This window comes from Alteromonas sp. ABM1_013 (genome assembly GCF_056160505.1).
In genome coordinates this window covers 637505-655683 of the sequence record NZ_JBSWXH010000002.1, presented here as the reverse complement: position 1 = coordinate 655683, position 18179 = coordinate 637505, and the positions used below count along the sequence as shown (strand labels likewise).

The following is an 18179-nucleotide window of genomic DNA, read 5'->3' as shown; positions in this document are numbered from 1 at the left end:
AATCAAACTGTTACTTATGTAAGTTCACTGGTTTTCAAGTTTACCAATTATTCAATTAAATACGTTTTTTTCAGGCTGTTATTTGTTGCGTCCATTTCCAACGTGTGCAAGGCATCAGCAAAGTTTGATTTGCTATCAACCCCAAGTATCATTAGCTTTCCAGACGATGGTACACCTAATAGGACTAGCCATGTTTGATATAACTTAGCTTCTAATTTACTGGTGAAAAGTCTGTCATTGATCTCGTACCAACTAGCGTAATTGACGTTATTTCCTGTAGGAGAAGTAATAGTGCGTACCTGCAACTGTTTTCCTAGTAGAGATAAAGAACTGATTTCACTATTCAATAATGACCATCTTTGTTGCGTATATGGTTTATGTAAATCGGTAACAAGCTCGTTATCAATGCCACTAAACCAGGCTTCGTAGAGCACTGCGGTGCACGTGCCCTCCACTTCGAACATAGCCTTAGTGGTTTTATCAGGATTACTGAAGCTCGGAGTCAAGTTTATATCGTGTTGAGTACACTGCTCGAAGCCACTCGTTTCTTGATCAAAATCATTAAGATTTAGGTTGCTAGAAGCAGATTGGATAAAAGTGGACCACAACGAAAAACTCAAAAGTAATAGGCTAATCGACAAAACTTTTAATTGATGAATAGACCAATGACCTGTACTAGTCGTCATTTTAGCATTCTCATCAGCCCCTACCTTGTCTCGAATAAGCTCTCCAATACCAAGAAGGCAAACAATTACAAAAGCAAAGAAAAACCATCCATAGATCAAATGGTCAGCGCCTGCCGCATGCTCCATATTGGTGTAATAAGCAATAAGGATAATTCCATAAATGCGCACAATATTAGCGGCAACAGGGAACAAAAACGACAACAAAACAAAAAATATCTGTTTCTTGCGAGATTGTAAATTCAAGTATGCGTACAAGAACCCGATCACAATACTAGCGATAAAAAAGCTTACACCTGAACACGCTTCAGCGACCAAAAAACGACCTTGTGGAATTTCTAAATACAGCCCGTTACGATAAAGCGGTATACCAGTTACTCGTAATAATGCGACAGCGCCATCTGCTGCAATTTCTTGCAAATAAGGGATAAGCTGTTCCCCCACCGGTATGCTAAACAACATAAATAACAATGGAAACACGATAACCCTGGCAGCCTTATGCCCGATGGCTAACCATATTAATGCAGGAAGAAGTACAAACGTCGCTGTGTGCATAAATAGTTGGATATCACCCGCCACGCCCACAATGTACAAAAAGCAGCTTGGGAAAATCACGATTAGAGGAAGTAATGAAATGTTTTTCTCAACAGCGATTAAGCGTGCGCGTCGAAGGTATATTAAGTAAAGAGAGGCTGGAATTATGAAGAAACCGTGATTAAAAATGTCATTCACCCACCAGACCTGAGCAGCAGAAAATAATCCTTGATGGCAAAACAACAGCCAAAGTAACAATATGATTGCGACAGAAACGTATTGCTTTTTGTACTGATTAATCACGAATTCCCTCACTTTTGTTCTTTAACAATGTCGTATGTTCGACTAATTGTCTGCCACTTATAATCATTAAGCAGCTTCACCACCTTCCCTTCCATACGAGAAAGGTTAATGTAATGGCGAAACTTAGACAGAAGCGAAGCGCCTTCAATACGAGGCTGATCAGGATCTATCTCCCAAGGATGGAAATAAAAATTATAAGGATGGGGCTCTTCATTCATAAAACGCTGAATACGTTTTTTTGATAGGCGATATGGGTAAAGCCTAAAATACCCCCCACCACCTATACCGGTATTGGCGTTATTTTTACGTAGCGTTGGAATTGGGATTTCAATTATTCCCTCTGGCCTGTCATACTTAAACCTAGGCCATTCAGGCACACCGTATAAATCATGCTCTATGGGGTACGTACTTGACGAGTAGATAAAGCCCAGTTCTTTAAGTACTTCGTAAACCCATGTATTTGTGTCGTTAACAGAAAAACTGGGGGCGCGATAACCAATTACGCTCACGCCTGAAATATCTTCTAAGATGGCTTTACTTTGTGCAATATCACTGAACAATTGTTCGCGAGTCATAGTAGTCGCGCGCTGATGCGCCAAGCCATGACTGGCTAATTCATGGCCTTCATTAACCAATCGTTTTATGACGCCAGGGCAGCGCTGTGCCACCCAACCTAAGGTAAAAAAGGTTGCTTTTACATTATTTTCAGCAAACAAATCGAGCAATCTATGGGTATTATCTCCCACCCGCAAGCTAATGTTGTCCCAATCCTTTTTATCAATAACCCCTTCGAACGCTGAAACCTGAAAATAATCTTCAACATCCACTGTCATCGCATTTAGGCGATTGTCTAATTTCATAGCTTTTATCGCCCTTTTCCAAAAAGCACAATTTCAACAGTACGAATTAAAATTAAAATATCTAACAGTAAACTTTGATGCTTTACGTAATATAAGTCGAACTTCAATTTTTCCATAGAGTCCTCTACGCTAGCGCCGTAGGGATAATTGAGCTGCGCCCACCCTGCTAAACCCGGTTTAACATTATGTCTTTGGTTGTAATACGGTACTTCGCGCACAAGTTGTTCAACAAACTGCGGGCGCTCTGGGCGAGGTCCGATAAATGCCATTTCGCCTTTAAATACATTTAAAAGCTGTGGTAATTCGTCTACGCGGTACTTTCTAATGAAGTGGCCAATGCGGGTAACGCGGTCATCATTCTTGCTAGCCCATTTAGCTCCATCTTTTTCGGCGTCAGGTCGCATACTTCGGAATTTGATTATTTTAAAAAGCTTTCCATTTAAACCTACTCTCTCTTGCTTATAAAAAACGGACACACCTGTGCGCCTTCCATCATCGCAATAAATAATGAGCGCTGTAACAAGCATAATTGGCCAGACGAAGAGAAAGATAAAAAAGGCTAATATCGCATTAAGCGTATAATCCAGCGCATCTCGCAAGTAGTTCTGGCTTTGAAAACCGTTGGAATAGATGACCCAACTCGGGTACATCAAATTTACTACAATTTGCCCTGTTTCCCTTTCCATGAAATCCAAAAGTTCAGTAACTTCAATACCTCTAAGTCTACAGTCGAAAAGCACCTCTACCGGAAGTGTTCCTCGACGTTGGTCACAAGCAATAACTATTTCTTCAATTTCATTGTCGGCAATAAACTGCTGAAAGCTCTCATCCACTTTTAGGTGGATTATTTTTTCTTTCTTTATACCATCTTCGCGGTTGTCACCCGGAATAGGAATAAAACCAACTAATTCAAACCCTATTCGATCAACATCTCTACGCATACGCTTTTCAATAATTGAAGCTCTCTCTCCGGCTCCTAAAACCAATATACGCACTTTCCCTAAACCTAATAATCCCAGGCGGTTTGTAAAATACCTGAAAACAACTAAGGTAATTATTATTGAGCTAACAGATGCTGGCAGAAAGTAGGAATCCATGACCAAGTCGTCAAAAAATGCACGACTTAGCACTTCGACTAAAAAATAGCTCAGGCCAACACTTACAAATATACGACGAATTATACCCCGAAAGGTTTCTCGTAATTTCGCTTCATATAAGCCAACTGATAGCGAGCATAGTAAAATTGAAACGGTAAGCATCCCCACATTTATAATCAGCTTTTCCACCGCTACATTTGGTGACATGCCAATCTGTGTAAGGATAAAATGAGAAATATAGCCCATGTAAGCAATGAGCAACGCTTCTGTTATTACTAGTATATTTGAGCGTTTATTTTGATTGCGCTTGTTTATTGCCACCCCTGGCCCCCTAAAACTGCGGCGTTTTTCCCATCATAAAGGGATTTATTCCAATAGACTAGAATTGATATTGGCATTATAGTGACATTTCCCGTAGGGTAAACGACAAAAGCCAACTATTAACCATAATGAGTGTAGGATGATCTCTTATGTACCGCTTTAGAACGCTACTAACATGCTGTGCACCACTTTTATTTATAGGTATCAACGGTTGTAGTAACACTGGGGTTTTACCTGAAGCAACTACTCGACCTTCTCTAACTACCGATGTGAACGATTACCAATACCTTATTGGTCCTGGCGATTCGTTGACAATCTTTGTTTGGCGTAACCCTGAAGTCTCAGGTAACTTTATCGTTCGTCCCGATGGTAAAGTTACTACGTCACTAGTTGAAGATATCGACGTTGCAGGCAGAACACCAACAATGCTTGCTAGAGAGATTGAAGAGCAACTTTCCACATATATAAATAACCCTAGAGTAACGGTAAGTGTAAACAACTTTAGTGGTCCTCTTAGCGAACAAGTTCGCGTGATCGGTGAAGCCACAAATCCCAGCGCAGTGAGTTATTCGGAGCACATGACACTCCTTGACTTGATGATAGCAGTAGGCGGGCTTACTGAATTCGCAGATGGAAATAATGCGAAATTAGTCAGAGTTGTTAATGGGAAACAAAAAACCTTCGAAATAAATATTGACGATTTGATTAGAGATGGCGATATCTCAAAAAATGTCGATATGTTGCCTGGTGATATTGTAATCATCCCAGAAGCTTGGTTCTAGTTGTAAAGCAGTAAACGGAACAAATAATAAAATGCAGGACTTACAACAAACGTTAATCCAAATCCTTGATTATGTTAAAGGGGTATGGATAAAAAAACGTTACGTGATTATTTTTTCATGGCTCATTTGCCCTGTTGGCTTTTTGTATGTTGCCAGCCTCCCCGATGTCTATTCATCTAGAGCGCAAGTATTTGTCGATACTCGCTCGGTCTTACAGCCGCTGCTTCGGGGGCTTGCAATACAAACAAACCCTGATCAAGAGATTCAGATGATGGCTAAAACGTTACTAAGTAGAAGTAATGTAGAAAAAATAGCCAGAGAAAGTGACCTTGATATTACTACGACAACAGAAAATGAATTTGAATCTCTCGTAACATCGCTTACAAAAGAAATAAAATTGTCTTCAACTGGTAGGGATAACATTTACAATATCTCTTTTTCTAATGAAAAGCCTACTGTTGCTCAACGAGTCGTGCAAGAAACGCTAGATTTATTCGTAGAAGGCGCGCTTGGAAATAACAGAAAAGATACAGATACAGCGGGCCGCTTTTTAGACGAGCAAATTGCAGAGTACGAATCTCGCCTTACTGAAGCAGAACAGCGTTTGGCTAATTTTAAGCGTCAATACAACGATATATTGCCACTAGCGGGTTCATATTATTCAAGCCTACAAAACTTAAATGATGAGCTGGAAGCTACACGCCTTCAAATAAAGCAAACGCAACAGCAGGCAGAAACGCTTAATAAACAAATTAGCGGTGTAAAACGCAACGACAGCTTCGGCGTAACCAACCAAGACGAACCGGTGCTCCGTACTCGCTACGATGACCGGATTCGTGCTTTAGAGGAAGAACTCGACAGACTTACCCTTCGATTTACTGATTTGCACCCAGACGTTGTTGAGACGAAAGCATTGTTAAAAAGCTTGGAAGAATCTAGAGATAAAGAAATTGCAGCCTTTCTTAATGCTGATGATGGGGATCAAAATCAACCTCTTTCAGAGTTAAATCGTGAAATAAAACTTGAAGCTAATAGATTAGAAAGCCAGATCGCTTCACTGCGTGTAAAAGAAACTGACCTACAGAGAAAAATAAGCGAACTTGAAAGTAAAGTAGATCTCATACCGCAAATCGAAGCCGAATCTTCTGCTCTAAATAGAGACTATGATGTTACCAAACGCAAATATGAAGAATTGCTTGCAAGAAAAGAATCAGCTGACCTTTCTAGAAGAGCTGATGTATCAGCAGAAGACCTTCAATTTAGAATAATAGAACCTCCTTTGTTACCTAAACGCCCTTCGGGTCCCAACCGACTTATTTTTTACACCGGGGTGTTAATTTTAGGTTTCGGCTCTGGAATTGGTATCGCATTTCTTATAAGCCAACTTAATCCAATTTTGATAAGACCTAAGCAGTTACTAAATGTGTCGGATTATCCAATCTGGGGCACGGTTACACACTTGAACATTGAGCAAATTAACAAAACTAACAGAACTCGACTCATCGTATTCTTACTCTCGAGTGGTACTATTTTGGCAATGTATGGCGCATTGGTTGCAGCTGAAATTATGAATATAGATTTATTTGGAGGGCTTCTTTAATGAAAAATACTATTGAGAAGGCACTTCAAAAACAACAAGAAGCGAAAGCAGCAAAGCAAACCGAAACAGTCGACGAAAAACAGGAAGACGCGGTAAAGTCGAACATATCTGAAGATTCTAAGGTCACAATTGATAAACCTGCACCGGCCGAACTAGAGCCGCCTCCAGAAGCAGTTGTTGCCGAAGAAAAGGAATTTTCCAATAAAAAATCTCCTCTCAACGAATTTTTAATTGATTTTGCTCGCCTTGATAAGAATGGGCATATTTCACTTAACGGTGAAAGGAAGCAAATTAACGAAGAGTACCGTGAAATAAAGCGTAAACTTTTAGCAAACGCTTTTGGCTCTTTAGCAAAGACGCTTCACAACCCAAATATTATTATGGTTACCAGTAGTCGCCCTTCTGAAGGGAAGACATTTACTGCAACCAACTTAGCAATGAGTATTGCATCGGAGCAGGATAAAACCGTACTTCTTGTGGATGCCGATGTACTTAAGCCTAATGTATTAAACACTTTGGGGTTAGAGCGTCGTAAAGGGCTGATGGAATACTTAACGGGAGATGTTGACGACATTTCAGATGTTTTATACCCCACCAATATCGATAAGCTGAAAATAATTCCTGCAGGAAAATCGCACCATTTGTCTACCGAACTGCTAGCGAGCCAAAAAATGCATGACACTGTTAATGAATTTGCTAACAGATACCCAGATCGAATTGTTATTTTCGACACTCCCCCACTTATCGGGATAAACGAGAGTGCCATCCTAGCTAATTTTGCAGGTCAGGCGGTAGTTGTAGTAGAGGAAGGTAAAGCGAAGATAGGCGATATTAAAATGTCTGTGGAGCGACTGAACCCTGACATGGCAATAGGTTTTGTAGTGAACAAATCTGTACATAATGACACCGATGGAAGCGGATATTATGGGTACTATTACTCAGAGCGCAGTGAATAGGCGTTACACTATGCCTAAAAGTAGAATTATAAAACCGACACTTGTTGCTGCAGCTGTTGCAACAAGTCTGCCTGCTTTCGCAAAACTCGACGTCAACGCGGTAGCCACTGCCGATACCATTTATCAAAATGTAGGTTCTGAGGAAAATGGTAATCGTTCTCTTACGACGGTAACTATCGCGCCAAAAGTAAACGCGACTTATCAAACAAGAACCTTTCAAGGGCTATGGTCTGGGACTTACACCCATCTAGAACGAGATAACAACGATGCTATCCAGCGCCAAAATTATGCAGAATACAGCTATTCAGCACAGTGGATACCTTTTGAAAACCTATTATCGTTTCAAGCGGCAGGGGCTTTGAGTTACCAAAATACAAATGCTTCAAATTTTTTAGTAACAGACTTTATTGCAAACTCTGAAAGTTTGGCAAAAACGCGGTCTAATATACTTTCATCTACGCTGACTCTTGAGCAAGGTGACTGGGTGAGAGGCCAAGGCACGGTATCATACTCTGACACCGCATCTGAACGCTCTCTAACTAACACCAACGCTTTAGACAATGATAGTTATCAACTTAATGGCAACTTAATTAATGGTGATGCAGCTAAATACTTCATCTGGTCAGTGTCCGGTACTTATCAAAATACCGAACAAGGGCAAGCGAACAGTGGTGATTTTGAGTCTAGAACCGGTGATGGTTATATAGACACTCGAATTTATGGCGACTGGGCAATTCGTTTGACCGCGAGGCACGAAGCAAACCAAATATCAGACAGAGACGACACTACTAGCTTAGTCAGAGAGTTCAATTCTTATGGTGCTGGTTTAACTTATCGCCAAGCAGAAAATCGATATATATCCGTAACGGCAAATAAAAGTGACTCAGATTTAGAAGAAGATGACGACGAAACCTTCATAGGTATAGATTTGCAGTGGGCTTTAAGTACCCGTACTCGCATCGCTGCCACATACGGACGTCGTTTTTACGGTGAATCGGCTTCAGCAACAATCGGCTATAATTCTAAGTACTTACGAACATCATTTAGTTATTCAGAAGATGTAACTAACACCTCGAGAATTCTTGCCGCCCCAGAAAACTTAGGCGTATTTGTTTGCCCTACGGCAACCACATCCATTGCGGACTGCTTTCAGCCCAATAGTCTAAGCTATACCCCCAATGCGGGTGAGCAATTAGTTCAATTTACGTCTCAAAACATAGAGTTCGACGACAATATCATCTTGCGAAAAAGTGCCAACCTTCAAACAGGGTACGACTTTTCTCGCGTTACTCTCGCTTTTTCTTGGCGCTACTCTGAAGATGATTATTTAGATGAAGATAGACTAAGACGCACTTACTCTTTCGGTACTAACCTAGCCTATAGAATTGGTAGCTATACCAATATTACTAGCAGCATCAGCTATGCGAATATCACAGGTCAAGGCGCGGAAGAAACCTTTAGAGGTGAGAGTGACAACTGGAACGCTTCTATTGGTTTAGAGAGAGAGTTCGGTCGTCGATTAAAGGCAAGTATTGATGCTAGGTATCTTGAGCAAGAAGGTGATTTGAACACGGGGGTGACTCAGTTCGGTAACAACTACACTGACCGTCGTATAAGTGTTTCTATCACTTATACGTACGACTAACCATTTGACATCTATTGACCAGTAGGTTATCCACTTAGTATATAAGTAGCTTAGCCCTATCCCAAAAACGCCTCAAAGAGGCGTTTTTGAATTATACTCAAATTTCAGTGACCAACTTAAACATCACTCTTTCTTGTCATCACTCTTAAGCCGCACGTAAGTCTTAAACTTCTTCTTCATAAGCTTATCTACGTACTGGGTCATTTTCACTTTCTGTGAAATAGCGTCATCCAAAGCATCAACCAACTCAGCAAGCATATCTAAGTAGTACTTAGTATCTCGAATAACATTGCCTTTCGGCGTCATAATAGTCTGGCTTTCGGGGTGGTCAGCAAACCCCATATGTTCGGTGACTTCTGCGCCTGTTTTATCTGGCTCGAACATCTCGGCTTTTACTTCTTCAATAACCTCGTTTACCGCATCAGCGTCAAAGCTCTCTAGCTCTTCTAAAAAGCCATAAAGCATAACCCTGTCCATAAGGGTATTAATTTTACGAGGAATACCACGAGAGAACATATGAATGCGCTCTAGCGCTTCGTCACTAAATAGTGCAGAGCCGTTCCATCCGGCATGGTGCAAACGGTATTCGATATATTCTTTGCACTCTTCTAAAGAAAGTGGTGCTAGATGGCACGACGCAACAATACGCTGCCTAAACTGCTCCATATTCGGCGCACGCAATATAGGCTGCAGCTCTTCCTGGCCAAGCAAGAAGCTTTGAATAAGCGGCTTTCCATTAAGCTGAAAGTTACTCAGCATTCTTAGCTCTTCAATAGTCTCTAACGGCAAATTTTGCGCTTCATCTACAAGTAATAAAGCGCGGCGGCCAGCTTTGTTTAAGTCGTACAAGAAAATTTCTAACGCTTTTAAAATATCCGCTTTTGAACGCCCTTCCGTAGGAATATCAAATTTTGACGCGACCATTTTCACCAGTTCGTCTGGCGAAAGTTTAGGCGTAACGATTTGCGCAGCCGCGATATCATCTTCAATTTCTTCAAGCAGGCTATTTGCTACGGTAGTTTTTCCTGTACCAATTCCGCCTGTAATAACTATAAATCCCTCGGCTTGGGACAGGCCATACTGCAGGTAAGACATGGCGCGCTTGTGCCATTTACTTGCGAAGAAAAATTCAGGATCTGGGGTTAACTGAAACGGTTTCGAGTTAAGTCCATAGTAACTTTCGTACATGCTATTTACCGTTATTCCATTAGAAATGTGTATTTACAACCAGCGCTTAGAGTTGGTTAAGAACAGCGCGTTGCCTTTTACCTATGCTTTTAACCTACATGGTAACCAACAACGCGGCCTTAACGAAGTATTATTGTGTCAGTAAACAGGTTATCGCAGCTTATTTTCAGTAATGCGCTCGATGATACCAGTAGTCGATACACCATCTTCAAACGTTAACACTTTAACCTCACCGCCATTTTCTAAAACTTCAGTGCCACCTGCAATCTCTTCAATTTTGTAGTCGCCGCCTTTTACCAGCACATCAGGCAGTAATCGGGCGATAACTCGCTGAGGCGTATCTTCTTCGAAGGGTACAACCCAATCGACTGCGCTTAAGCCTGCCAGTACAGCCATACGTCTGCTAACGTTATTCACAGGGCGACCTGGACGTTTCAATTTAGTCACTGACGCATCGGTATTCACCGCAACTATTAGTCGATCGCCTAACTGTGCAGCCTCTTCAAGATAAGCAACATGACCAGAGTGCAATATATCAAAACAGCCGTTGGTCATGACAATACGCTCACCGCGGGCTTTAGCTGCTTGAAGCGCAATTTCCAGCTGGTCTTCACTCATCACGCCGCCATCTAAATGCACTGACTGCTCACCTAACGCCAATGCTAGCTCTGTGTTAGTTACAGTTGAGGTACCCAGTTTTCCAACCACAACGCTTGCGGCTAAATTAGCTAGTACACAGGCTGCTTGCAGCGGCAGATTACAGGCCATGGCAACAGCGAGTGTTGAGACAACCGTATCCCCTGCCCCAGTTACGTCGTAAACCTCTTTAGCTTTTGCTGGCAAATGAAATTCAGTGTTGTCGCCGTCAAACAATGTCATACCGTCTTCTGAACGCGTTACAAGAAGTGCGCTTAAATTCAACGACTCTTTTAAGGACTGCGCTTTTTCTACCAACACTTGCTCACTAACTATCTCGCCGACAATACTGCGAAGCTCGTCCATATTCGGTGTAACTAACGTAGCTCCAGCGTATTTACCAAAATCACTTCCTTTGGGGTCGACAATCACACGCTTATTCTTACTGCGCGCTTTTTCTATAAGTGCTTGTGGGTTGCTTAAACAGCCTTTTGCGTAGTCGCTTAGAATAACAACGTCAGCATTGTCTAGCGCCTTATCGAAAGCTAATTCCAGTGCTGATTTGTCAGTCTCCTGAAAACTCTTCTCAAAATCTAAACGCAAAAGCTGCTGATTTCTGCTCATTACACGTAGCTTGGTAATGGTATCGAAACCGTCAACGTGAAAGAACTCACAGCTAATGGCATGACTTTCAAGGCGCTCTTGTAATATCTTGGCGTTTTCATCTTTACCACACATGCCAAGCAAAGTTACCTCTGCACCTAAAGTGGCAACATTCACTGCCACATTGGCCGCGCCGCCAGCTCGGTCTTCAGAACTATTAACATTCACTACTGGCACGGGTGCCTCGGGTGATATACGCCCTGTACCACCGCTCCAATAACGATCTAACATAAGGTCGCCAACAATAAGCACTTTTGCTTTACTAAAATCTGGTAATATCATGCTGAGAGTAACTTTTTAGACATTGAGTACATTGGCACAGAGTATAACAGCCAAGACAGGCAATACCCACCAACCAAACGCAAATACACTTTGGTATCTTTATATGGTCGAGAACAAGCTCGGGCAAATTTATACGGGTGTTACTACCGATCCTAAACGTCGTATTGCCCAGCATAGGGGAATACTAAAAGGAGGTGCAAAGGCGCTTAAAGGCAAGTCTCCTTTAATTTTTAGAGCTGTATTTGAAGTTGCCGACAAAGCCCAAGCGGCAAAGCTTGAATATGCGGTTAAGCAAATGAGCCGCACTCAGAAGAACAGCATTATTCAGATGAAGCGGCTCAACGATTTGCCATGTGTAAAGTCAGTGTTTGAGGACTAAGTGATTGGCGACAGATTTGTCGCCAGATATCATTTAATGAGAGCGCCAAAGGCGAAATACCTTGAAAACTAGGTAGTGAAAAGCTCTCAAGTTGCTAATCTAACCACCTAAAACACCATTGATGATCATAGCGTTACCAATGCTTAGCGTGAAACCTAACGCCGCTACACCTACATTATGTTGATGGTCTACTTCTCGGCGGAAGTTCATACCAAAAAGAATGATTTTTTTATTCACTAGGACCAACAAGTGAAGTGCGATAGCCAAACCCACACTCACAATCAACCATCCCGTTACATTACTCACATACCCTGATGGATTGTAGATAAGTAAGTTTTTCGCTGCTGAAACTATCATAGCCGTGCCGAGCAGGTTACCACTATGCTCGATAGCGAGCGCTAACTGCCCTTTTTCTAATGCCCCTTGAAACGAGTCATTTTGATTGTCCCGTGCGTATCTGAACTCTAAAATTCGTGTCATCACTAGCAGCATGGTCAGAACTACGGTAAAGCCTGTTACTATGGCAATCAGCGCGTTCACGTCGCTACCGTCTACCCAAATCATAATATTGCGAAGTACTATCGCACTGGCTACTAAGCTCGCAGCATCAACAAGTGCAACGCTAACGCTTCTTTCAGCAATCATTGTGTGAGTGTCTAATTTGTTAAGTACGAGCTTATCGTGAGCAAAGCGACCAAACTTCACTAGCATGATCCCCACAAAACCAAAAGTAACCATGCCAATGGCCGCTTCTTGATACCCTACCCCTATATGCCGTCCTACTACTGAACTCAGTACAATACATAAAGACAACATGCCACCGGCAATGCTTATGCCAAACGCAAAGTTATCTTTAACACCAAGTTCTTCAGTTACTGAGTACTTTCTAAATGCGCCAGTCAGCCATTTCATAATCATCAGTAGCACTAACGCTATTGCCACATCCATGGCAAGGTAAATTAAAAGTTCCTGCGTTAGAGGTACTAGTTTTAGTAAGGCTTCCACGTTATCTTTGCTCCTTGAACATACGAAGTTCTTTGCTGATCGCTCTTTTGCAATCGGTATCGTTGTAATGATACCGATAAGGGCAACAGTATCTATCCTTGATAGATTGGTACAAGGATGACAGCGAACTTGTTCAGATTTATTTTAATAAGGGCCTGAAAAAGTCACCGTCATTAACTAAGGCGGTAAAACTCAGCAGGCTATGAATACTTTCAATAAAAATGTGAGTATTCATTATTTTACACAAATGTTATCTCTTAAGACGCGAGCATTATGCCAATAGACAACGAAAATAGCATGACAAACGTAGAGCAAGCCGGAAAATTATGGCTGCAGTTGCTAGATTCACCCGCCTTAACCGAAACCGACCAAGTCATTGCAGAAAACCATCGCGAAGCCCTTTTAAGCGCTTTTGCTCGCTCCGCTTTCCTAGCTGAAACACTGGTTCAAAAACCTGCGTTTATCCCCAGAGTCGTAGAGACTGTGTCTGATTTAACAGTGTCTGAATCAACCATTACTCACTTCAGCACTGAATTAAAAACAAAGCTTGAAACACTCAAAAGCGAAGACGAATTACTGAAGGTGCTTCGTGAATACCGCAATCAAGAAATGGCGCGTATCACTTTCTTAGATGTGCTCAATAAACAGAGTATTGAAGATTCACTCGCTCAAGTTTCGGCTTTGGCGGATGCGCTGATAACTAGCGCCTACCATTGGATTTACCAGCACTTGAGTCACCGCTATGGTACTCCGAAGAGCAACTACCAAGATATGCACATGTATATTCTTGGTATGGGCAAGCTTGGTGGGCGAGAACTTAACTTTTCGTCCGACATTGACTTGATATTCGCTTACCCGGAAAAAGGAGAAACGAGCGGAGGCAAGAAAGCCTTAGAGCATCAACAGTTTTTTACCAAGCTAGCCCAAAAGCTTATTCAAGCGCTGAACAAAGTAACCAACGACGGGCAGGTCTACCGCGTTGATATGCGCTTACGCCCGTTCGGGGATTCCGGTCCCTTGGTCATGCATTTCGCTGCGCTTGAAGACTACTATCAGGATCAGGGCAGGCACTGGGAACGCTTTGCCATGGTCAAAGCACGGGTCATTAATGATGATCATTCAGATAACTCTGAGTGGTTAAAAGGCATTCTTCACCCCTTTACGTTTAGGCGTTATTTAGACTTCACCACACTGGATGCGCTGCGCAATATGAAAAAGCTTATTGCTACCGAAATTCGCAGGCGAAGTTTAAGCAACAATATTAAATTGGGTGCTGGCGGTATTCGAGAAGTCGAGTTTTTTGCCCAAAGTTTTCAGCTTATCCATGGCGGTCGTGAACCAGCGCTACAAAGTAAGTCTTTACTTCGCACGTTAGACGTTTTGAGCGAATTAGACATTGTAGAAAGCGAAGTAACAAAGCAGCTTAAACAAGACTATTTGTTCTTAAGAAAAGTAGAACATACTTTACAGCAAAGCCAAGACCGTCAAACTCAAACATTGCCCGACGAACAGTGGCAACAAAATGCGCTGATTGATGTTATGGGCTTTGCTGATTATGGCGACTTTTTAACTCATTTAGACGAAGTCATGGTTCGCATACACGGTCATTTCAACGAATTAGTTGAAGAATGCCATGACACACATTCAGATGAAGACCAGCTTTTCATTGCCTGCCAAGACGCATGGCGCCTTTCACTGCAAGAAGATGAGTTTACTGAAACGTTTAGTGACAATCTTTCCGGTAAAGAAAGTAGTCAAATCTACACCATTCTCGTCGCCTTTAAAGACAAGCAACGAAACTACCGCATAGGTCAAAGAGGAGAAGATACCCTTAACAAACTTCTTCCAGAAATTTTATACGTATTAATTAAGCAGCACCCTAATTACACAGCACAAGTTTTGAGCCGATTACTCGGCGTCATTGAAGCCATTACCGGCCGCACAACGTATCTCGATTTGTTGTTAGAAAACCCCGATGTGCTTAAACAGTTAGTAAAACTGTGCGAAAGAAGTGACTGGATAGCTCAAGAAATTAAGCGGTTCCCGCTGCTTCTGGATGAACTCCTTACCCCGTTATATTTAGGGCAGCAAAATACCGATATTCATACCAGCAAGCTGGAATACCAGACCGAACTGCGCGAGACCATGCTACGTATAGAACAAGATGACGTAGAAATGTTGATGGATGGGCTTAGGCAGTTCAAGCTCTGTCAACAACTTCGCATCGCTGCCAGCGACATCAGTGAGTCTCTTCCTATCAACAACGTAAGCGATAAACTTACCGTATTAGCAGAAGTTATTTTAGAACACGCCTTACATGCTGCATGGATGCAAATGCGGGAACGTTTCGGTGTCCCTTCGCATCTTGAAGGTGATGACAAGGGTTTTGCCATAATAGGCTACGGCAAACTAGGTGGTTATGAGCTAGGGTATGGTTCGGACTTAGACTTAGTGTTTTTACACAATGCGCCCCGTTCAAGCAGTACCGATGGCAAAAAATCTATTGAGGCACAACAATTTTATATCAAGCTCGCTCAGCGAATTATGCACCTGCTGAATACGAAAACGTTGTTTGGTCAACTTTATGAAACAGACCTGCGTCTGCGCCCTTCAGGGAATGCTGGCTTATTGTGCTGTCACATTAACGGCTTTGAGAAATATCAACTAGAAGAAGCTTGGACTTGGGAACACCAGGCGTTGGTGAGAGCAAGAGCTATCTGCGGCGACGCTTCGCTTTTGGATGACTTTTCGCAGGTAAGGCACTCAATTCTCAGTCAATCGAGAGATTTAGATACACTGTCACAAGACGTTTGCAAAATGCGTATTAAAATGCGTGAGCATCTGCTAACTAAAAATAATGAAAAAGTGGATTTAAAACAATGTGAAGGTGGAATTACTGACATTGAATTTATTGCGCAATATCTTGTATTAGCACACGCTTGTACTGTGAAAGCAATGACTGAGTACCCAGATAATCTTAGAATTTTCGATGTTGCAGCCAGCGCGAACATCATTGATACGCCAACAGCACAAAAACTTCAAAAGGCCTACTTGCGGCTTCGTGAGCAATATCACCACCTTACTCTGGCAGATACCAAGTACGCTGACCAAAGTGAAGAGTTAGATATTATACGCGAGCAAGTTAGGCAGCACTGGGATACATTATTTGACAGGCTCAGTGACTGAGCCTGCAAACGAGCTACCCGCGAACCCGGCGACATTGATTTTTTAAGAAATCGGTTTCTTGAGCAGTAACAACTAAAGAGCGCTGCTCTGCACATAGATAAGCTTGAACTTCGCCTTCGAAACTACTGTCGATGGCGCTTGCGATCTTAGCTAAAGAACCGGCAACTGTGTTGTCTAATTGAAATTGATGCTTGATTACGAAGTCTTGTTCCAGGTTCCAAATTAACTGCATACCTTCCGCTTGAGCATATTGTGAAATAGCCTCGCGAAGCGTGTTGCCTTCTTTAAAAGTGCGATATTTGTGTTCGCCAGTCCAGTTCTTCTCAACTGGACGGGTTTGACTGGACATCTTTGCTAACTTGCTGTCTAGATTAGGATCTACTCCGGCAATATCGAGCACGAAATCACCCTGTTCATCCTCTAATGGGTCGGTTGAAGACATACGAAAATCACGGTAAAACTCGCTAAGGCCTTTCGATACAGACTTCTCTTCTTTCTGTGACGCGGGTGTGGGTGACTGCTCGTGTGTCTGTAACATATAAATCAAAACGCCCGCAGCGATAACAAGTACCACAGCGATAGCAATTTGCTTTGCCCAAAATGAAGAACTTGAATAACTCGTCTGTCCCATAACCTACCAATCTGTGAATACACTAAAAGAAACTCGACGCTTTTTGTGGTTGCTCGAACCAACACCCGATTTATTTATATTAGACGAATCGCCTTTAATACGCCTTTATCCTATTTATCTATTTTTGTAGAAGCAAACAGGTTGTGACCAATCAAATTATAAACAATGGTTATGCTCTTTAGTCACCTACTGCCGTGTTTTAACACTCAACACTCTGCCGATTAGTGGCAAATCTTCCGTGCTAATACGATTAACCACTATACGCACTTTTTTCGTTAAATTGGCTTTCAGTTCAGCGCTTACAATGACTTATAGAGAGACTCTGGATTACTCTCAGGGCGAGTCTTGAAACGCTTGTGCATCCATAAGTAGCTCTCTGGTTGCTCTTTCACGGCGCTATCAACGTGCTGATTTAAAAGAGTTAAAGCCTCTGCATCTTCCATTGCGCCAAGTTCAGAAAGTGGTGGGAATATTTTTATCTTATAGCCGCGTTTGGTGTATTGAGACGTTATGATCATAGGCTCAGAGTTTGTGCGCCTTATAAACATAAGCGTCGCCGTTGTTGTAGCGGTCTCTTTTACGCCACCAAATGGTACAAAAATGCTCTGTCTGGGGCCGTAGTCTTGGTCAGGCAAATACAGGCATAGCTCTTTATCATCAAGTGCTGCGATAAGCGCCTTGGCATTGCGCTTATCAATCATGTATTTATTAGAGCGGTTGCGCCCGTGATACTGAAGGTAATCCACTAACGGGTTGTTGTGCTTCCTATAAAAGGCAATGCTCGGGTGGTAAAAACCTATGCCACGACACGCAAACTCTAAGTTCATATTATGTAGCGCCATACCAAAAACGCCTTTACCTTCAGCAAGGGCTGCTTCCACGTGCTCGGTGCCCTCTATTTCAATAGCGCGTTTGACCCGCCAGTCAGGCCACCACCACCCCATGGCGGTTTCGAACAGTGCCATACCCGTTCTGCGTATGTTTTCTTTATAAAGTGCTTCAATTTCACTTTCAGACAACGACGGGTTCCAAAGCTGTAAATTTCGTTTTGCAACTTTCGCTCGTTTAGGCACTACAAGAGCAATTAGCTTTCCTGCACCGCCCCCTATAGTGCGGATAACAGGTAAAGGTAGCCAAGTAATAGCGTATAGAATAAAAACACCCAGCCAAACGGGCCAGAACTTAGGGCCAAGGAATGCCAATTTAAACTTAGGAGCTTTAATTGCCGCCGCCAATGTATCTTTCCTATTAAGTGAAGTGGGCGGCATTGTAGCAGAAGGTTTTTAGCTGGGCTAATTGGGCCAGTTGACCAATAGAATGTTTAGGATAAAAGGGATGAAAACAGACATGAAGCAGGCAGTGACAGGATTATACAATTCGCTAAATATCACCACCTTGCCTATGCGTTTACATAACCGCCTGTTTTTA

Annotated in this window: 14 protein-coding genes; 6 read left to right on the top strand and 8 right to left on the bottom strand. The window is 42.3% G+C overall.

The genetic code is table 11. From position 1 onward, the window contains the following. Positions 1–47: 47 nt before the first annotated feature. Genes xrtA through ACXAGK_RS07410 form a run of 3 tightly spaced genes read right to left on the bottom strand, consistent with a single transcriptional unit; the run spans position 48 to position 3798 of the window. Positions 48–1520: an exosortase A gene (xrtA, locus tag ACXAGK_RS07420; protein ID WP_474855308.1), complete on the bottom strand. Its 1473-nt coding sequence runs from the start codon at positions 1518–1520 to the stop codon at positions 48–50. An 8-nt stretch (positions 1521–1528) separates the two neighbouring features. After that, positions 1529–2380 (bottom strand): XrtA system polysaccharide deacetylase, encoded by an 852-nt coding sequence (locus tag ACXAGK_RS07415; RefSeq protein WP_474855306.1) that lies wholly within the window; start codon positions 2378–2380, stop codon positions 1529–1531. A 5-nt stretch (positions 2381–2385) separates the two neighbouring features. Beyond that, positions 2386–3798 (bottom strand): TIGR03013 family XrtA/PEP-CTERM system glycosyltransferase, encoded by a 1413-nt coding sequence (locus ACXAGK_RS07410; protein WP_474855304.1) that lies wholly within the window; start codon positions 3796–3798, stop codon positions 2386–2388. 149 nt (positions 3799–3947) lie between these two features. Here ACXAGK_RS07410 and ACXAGK_RS07405 point away from each other — a divergent pair, with 149 nt between their 5' ends. From ACXAGK_RS07405 to ACXAGK_RS07390, 4 genes are read left to right on the top strand one after another with little or no spacing between them, the layout of a single operon-like run. Next, positions 3948–4580, top strand: coding sequence for an XrtA/PEP-CTERM system exopolysaccharide export protein (locus ACXAGK_RS07405; RefSeq protein ID WP_039218290.1), 633 nt, complete (start codon positions 3948–3950; stop codon positions 4578–4580). Between the two features lie 31 nt (positions 4581–4611). Then, complete coding sequence (locus ACXAGK_RS07400; protein ID WP_474855302.1) at positions 4612–6180, top strand: XrtA system polysaccharide chain length determinant; 1569 nt, start codon at positions 4612–4614, stop codon at positions 6178–6180. Further along, a complete protein-coding gene (locus tag ACXAGK_RS07395) occupies positions 6180–7136 on the top strand; it encodes an XrtA-associated tyrosine autokinase (protein WP_474855300.1) in 957 nt (318 codons plus the stop codon). The genes ACXAGK_RS07400 and ACXAGK_RS07395 overlap by 1 nt, the downstream gene beginning before the upstream one ends. 10 nt (positions 7137–7146) lie before the next feature. After that, positions 7147–8781 carry a porin family protein gene (locus ACXAGK_RS07390; RefSeq protein WP_474855298.1) on the top strand — a complete coding sequence of 545 codons (1635 nt, stop codon included), beginning with the start codon at positions 7147–7149 and terminating at the stop codon, positions 8779–8781. 123 nt (positions 8782–8904) lie between these two features. Here the strand turns inward: ACXAGK_RS07390 and ACXAGK_RS07385 are convergent, their stop codons facing one another. Together ACXAGK_RS07385 and hldE are read right to left on the bottom strand one after the other, a co-directional pair. Further along, on the bottom strand, positions 8905–9969 hold the full coding sequence (locus tag ACXAGK_RS07385; RefSeq protein WP_458730350.1) for an XrtA/PEP-CTERM system-associated ATPase: 1065 nt from the start codon (positions 9967–9969) through the stop codon (positions 8905–8907). A 150-nt stretch (positions 9970–10119) separates the two neighbouring features. Further along, positions 10120–11550, bottom strand: coding sequence for a bifunctional D-glycero-beta-D-manno-heptose-7-phosphate kinase/D-glycero-beta-D-manno-heptose 1-phosphate adenylyltransferase HldE (hldE, locus tag ACXAGK_RS07380; RefSeq protein WP_474855296.1), 1431 nt, complete (start codon positions 11548–11550; stop codon positions 10120–10122). 103 nt (positions 11551–11653) lie between these two features. Between hldE and ACXAGK_RS07375 the strand changes: the two genes are divergently transcribed. Continuing rightward, on the top strand, positions 11654–11929 hold the full coding sequence (locus ACXAGK_RS07375; protein WP_474855294.1) for a GIY-YIG nuclease family protein: 276 nt from the start codon (positions 11654–11656) through the stop codon (positions 11927–11929). A gap of 99 nt (positions 11930–12028) precedes the next feature. On the opposite strand, the gene ACXAGK_RS07370 is transcribed toward ACXAGK_RS07375, so the two are convergent. Next, the gene (locus tag ACXAGK_RS07370; RefSeq protein ID WP_474855292.1) at positions 12029–12934 is read right to left on the bottom strand and encodes a DUF350 domain-containing protein; all 906 of its coding nucleotides are present in this window, start codon (positions 12932–12934) and stop codon (positions 12029–12031) included. Positions 12935–13207: 273 nt separating this feature from the next. Here ACXAGK_RS07370 and glnE point away from each other — a divergent pair, with 273 nt between their 5' ends. Next, a complete protein-coding gene (glnE, locus tag ACXAGK_RS07365; RefSeq protein ID WP_474855290.1) occupies positions 13208–16120 on the top strand; it encodes a bifunctional [glutamate--ammonia ligase]-adenylyl-L-tyrosine phosphorylase/[glutamate--ammonia-ligase] adenylyltransferase in 2913 nt (970 codons plus the stop codon). 13 nt (positions 16121–16133) lie between these two features. On the opposite strand, the gene ACXAGK_RS07360 is transcribed toward glnE, so the two are convergent. Both ACXAGK_RS07360 and lpxL read right to left on the bottom strand, forming a co-directional pair. Further along, the gene (locus ACXAGK_RS07360; RefSeq protein ID WP_474855288.1) at positions 16134–16751 is read right to left on the bottom strand and encodes a TcpQ domain-containing protein; all 618 of its coding nucleotides are present in this window, start codon (positions 16749–16751) and stop codon (positions 16134–16136) included. Positions 16752–17050: 299 nt separating this feature from the next. Next, a complete protein-coding gene (lpxL, locus tag ACXAGK_RS07355) occupies positions 17051–17986 on the bottom strand; it encodes an LpxL/LpxP family Kdo(2)-lipid IV(A) lauroyl/palmitoleoyl acyltransferase (RefSeq protein ID WP_474855286.1) in 936 nt (311 codons plus the stop codon). Positions 17987–18179 lie beyond the last annotated feature (193 nt).

Excerpts from the sequence above, each read along its gene's own strand:
- ACXAGK_RS07390 (WP_474855298.1), top strand. The coding sequence starts at position 7,147 with ATGCCTAAAAGTAGAATTATAAAACCGACACTTGTTGCTGCAGCTGTT.
- ACXAGK_RS07400 (WP_474855302.1), top strand. The coding sequence starts at position 4,612 with ATGCAGGACTTACAACAAACGTTAATCCAAATCCTTGATTATGTTAAA.
- glnE (WP_474855290.1), top strand. The coding sequence starts at position 13,208 with ATGCCAATAGACAACGAAAATAGCATGACAAACGTAGAGCAAGCCGGA.
- ACXAGK_RS07385 (WP_458730350.1), bottom strand. The coding sequence starts at position 9,969 with ATGTACGAAAGTTACTATGGACTTAACTCGAAACCGTTTCAGTTAACC.
- hldE (WP_474855296.1), bottom strand. The coding sequence starts at position 11,550 with ATGATATTACCAGATTTTAGTAAAGCAAAAGTGCTTATTGTTGGCGAC.
- ACXAGK_RS07360 (WP_474855288.1), bottom strand. The coding sequence starts at position 16,751 with ATGGGACAGACGAGTTATTCAAGTTCTTCATTTTGGGCAAAGCAAATT.
- ACXAGK_RS07375 (WP_474855294.1), top strand. The coding sequence starts at position 11,654 with ATGGTCGAGAACAAGCTCGGGCAAATTTATACGGGTGTTACTACCGAT.
- ACXAGK_RS07405 (WP_039218290.1), top strand. The coding sequence starts at position 3,948 with ATGTACCGCTTTAGAACGCTACTAACATGCTGTGCACCACTTTTATTT.
- ACXAGK_RS07395 (WP_474855300.1), top strand. The coding sequence starts at position 6,180 with ATGAAAAATACTATTGAGAAGGCACTTCAAAAACAACAAGAAGCGAAA.
- ACXAGK_RS07415 (WP_474855306.1), bottom strand. The coding sequence starts at position 2,380 with ATGAAATTAGACAATCGCCTAAATGCGATGACAGTGGATGTTGAAGAT.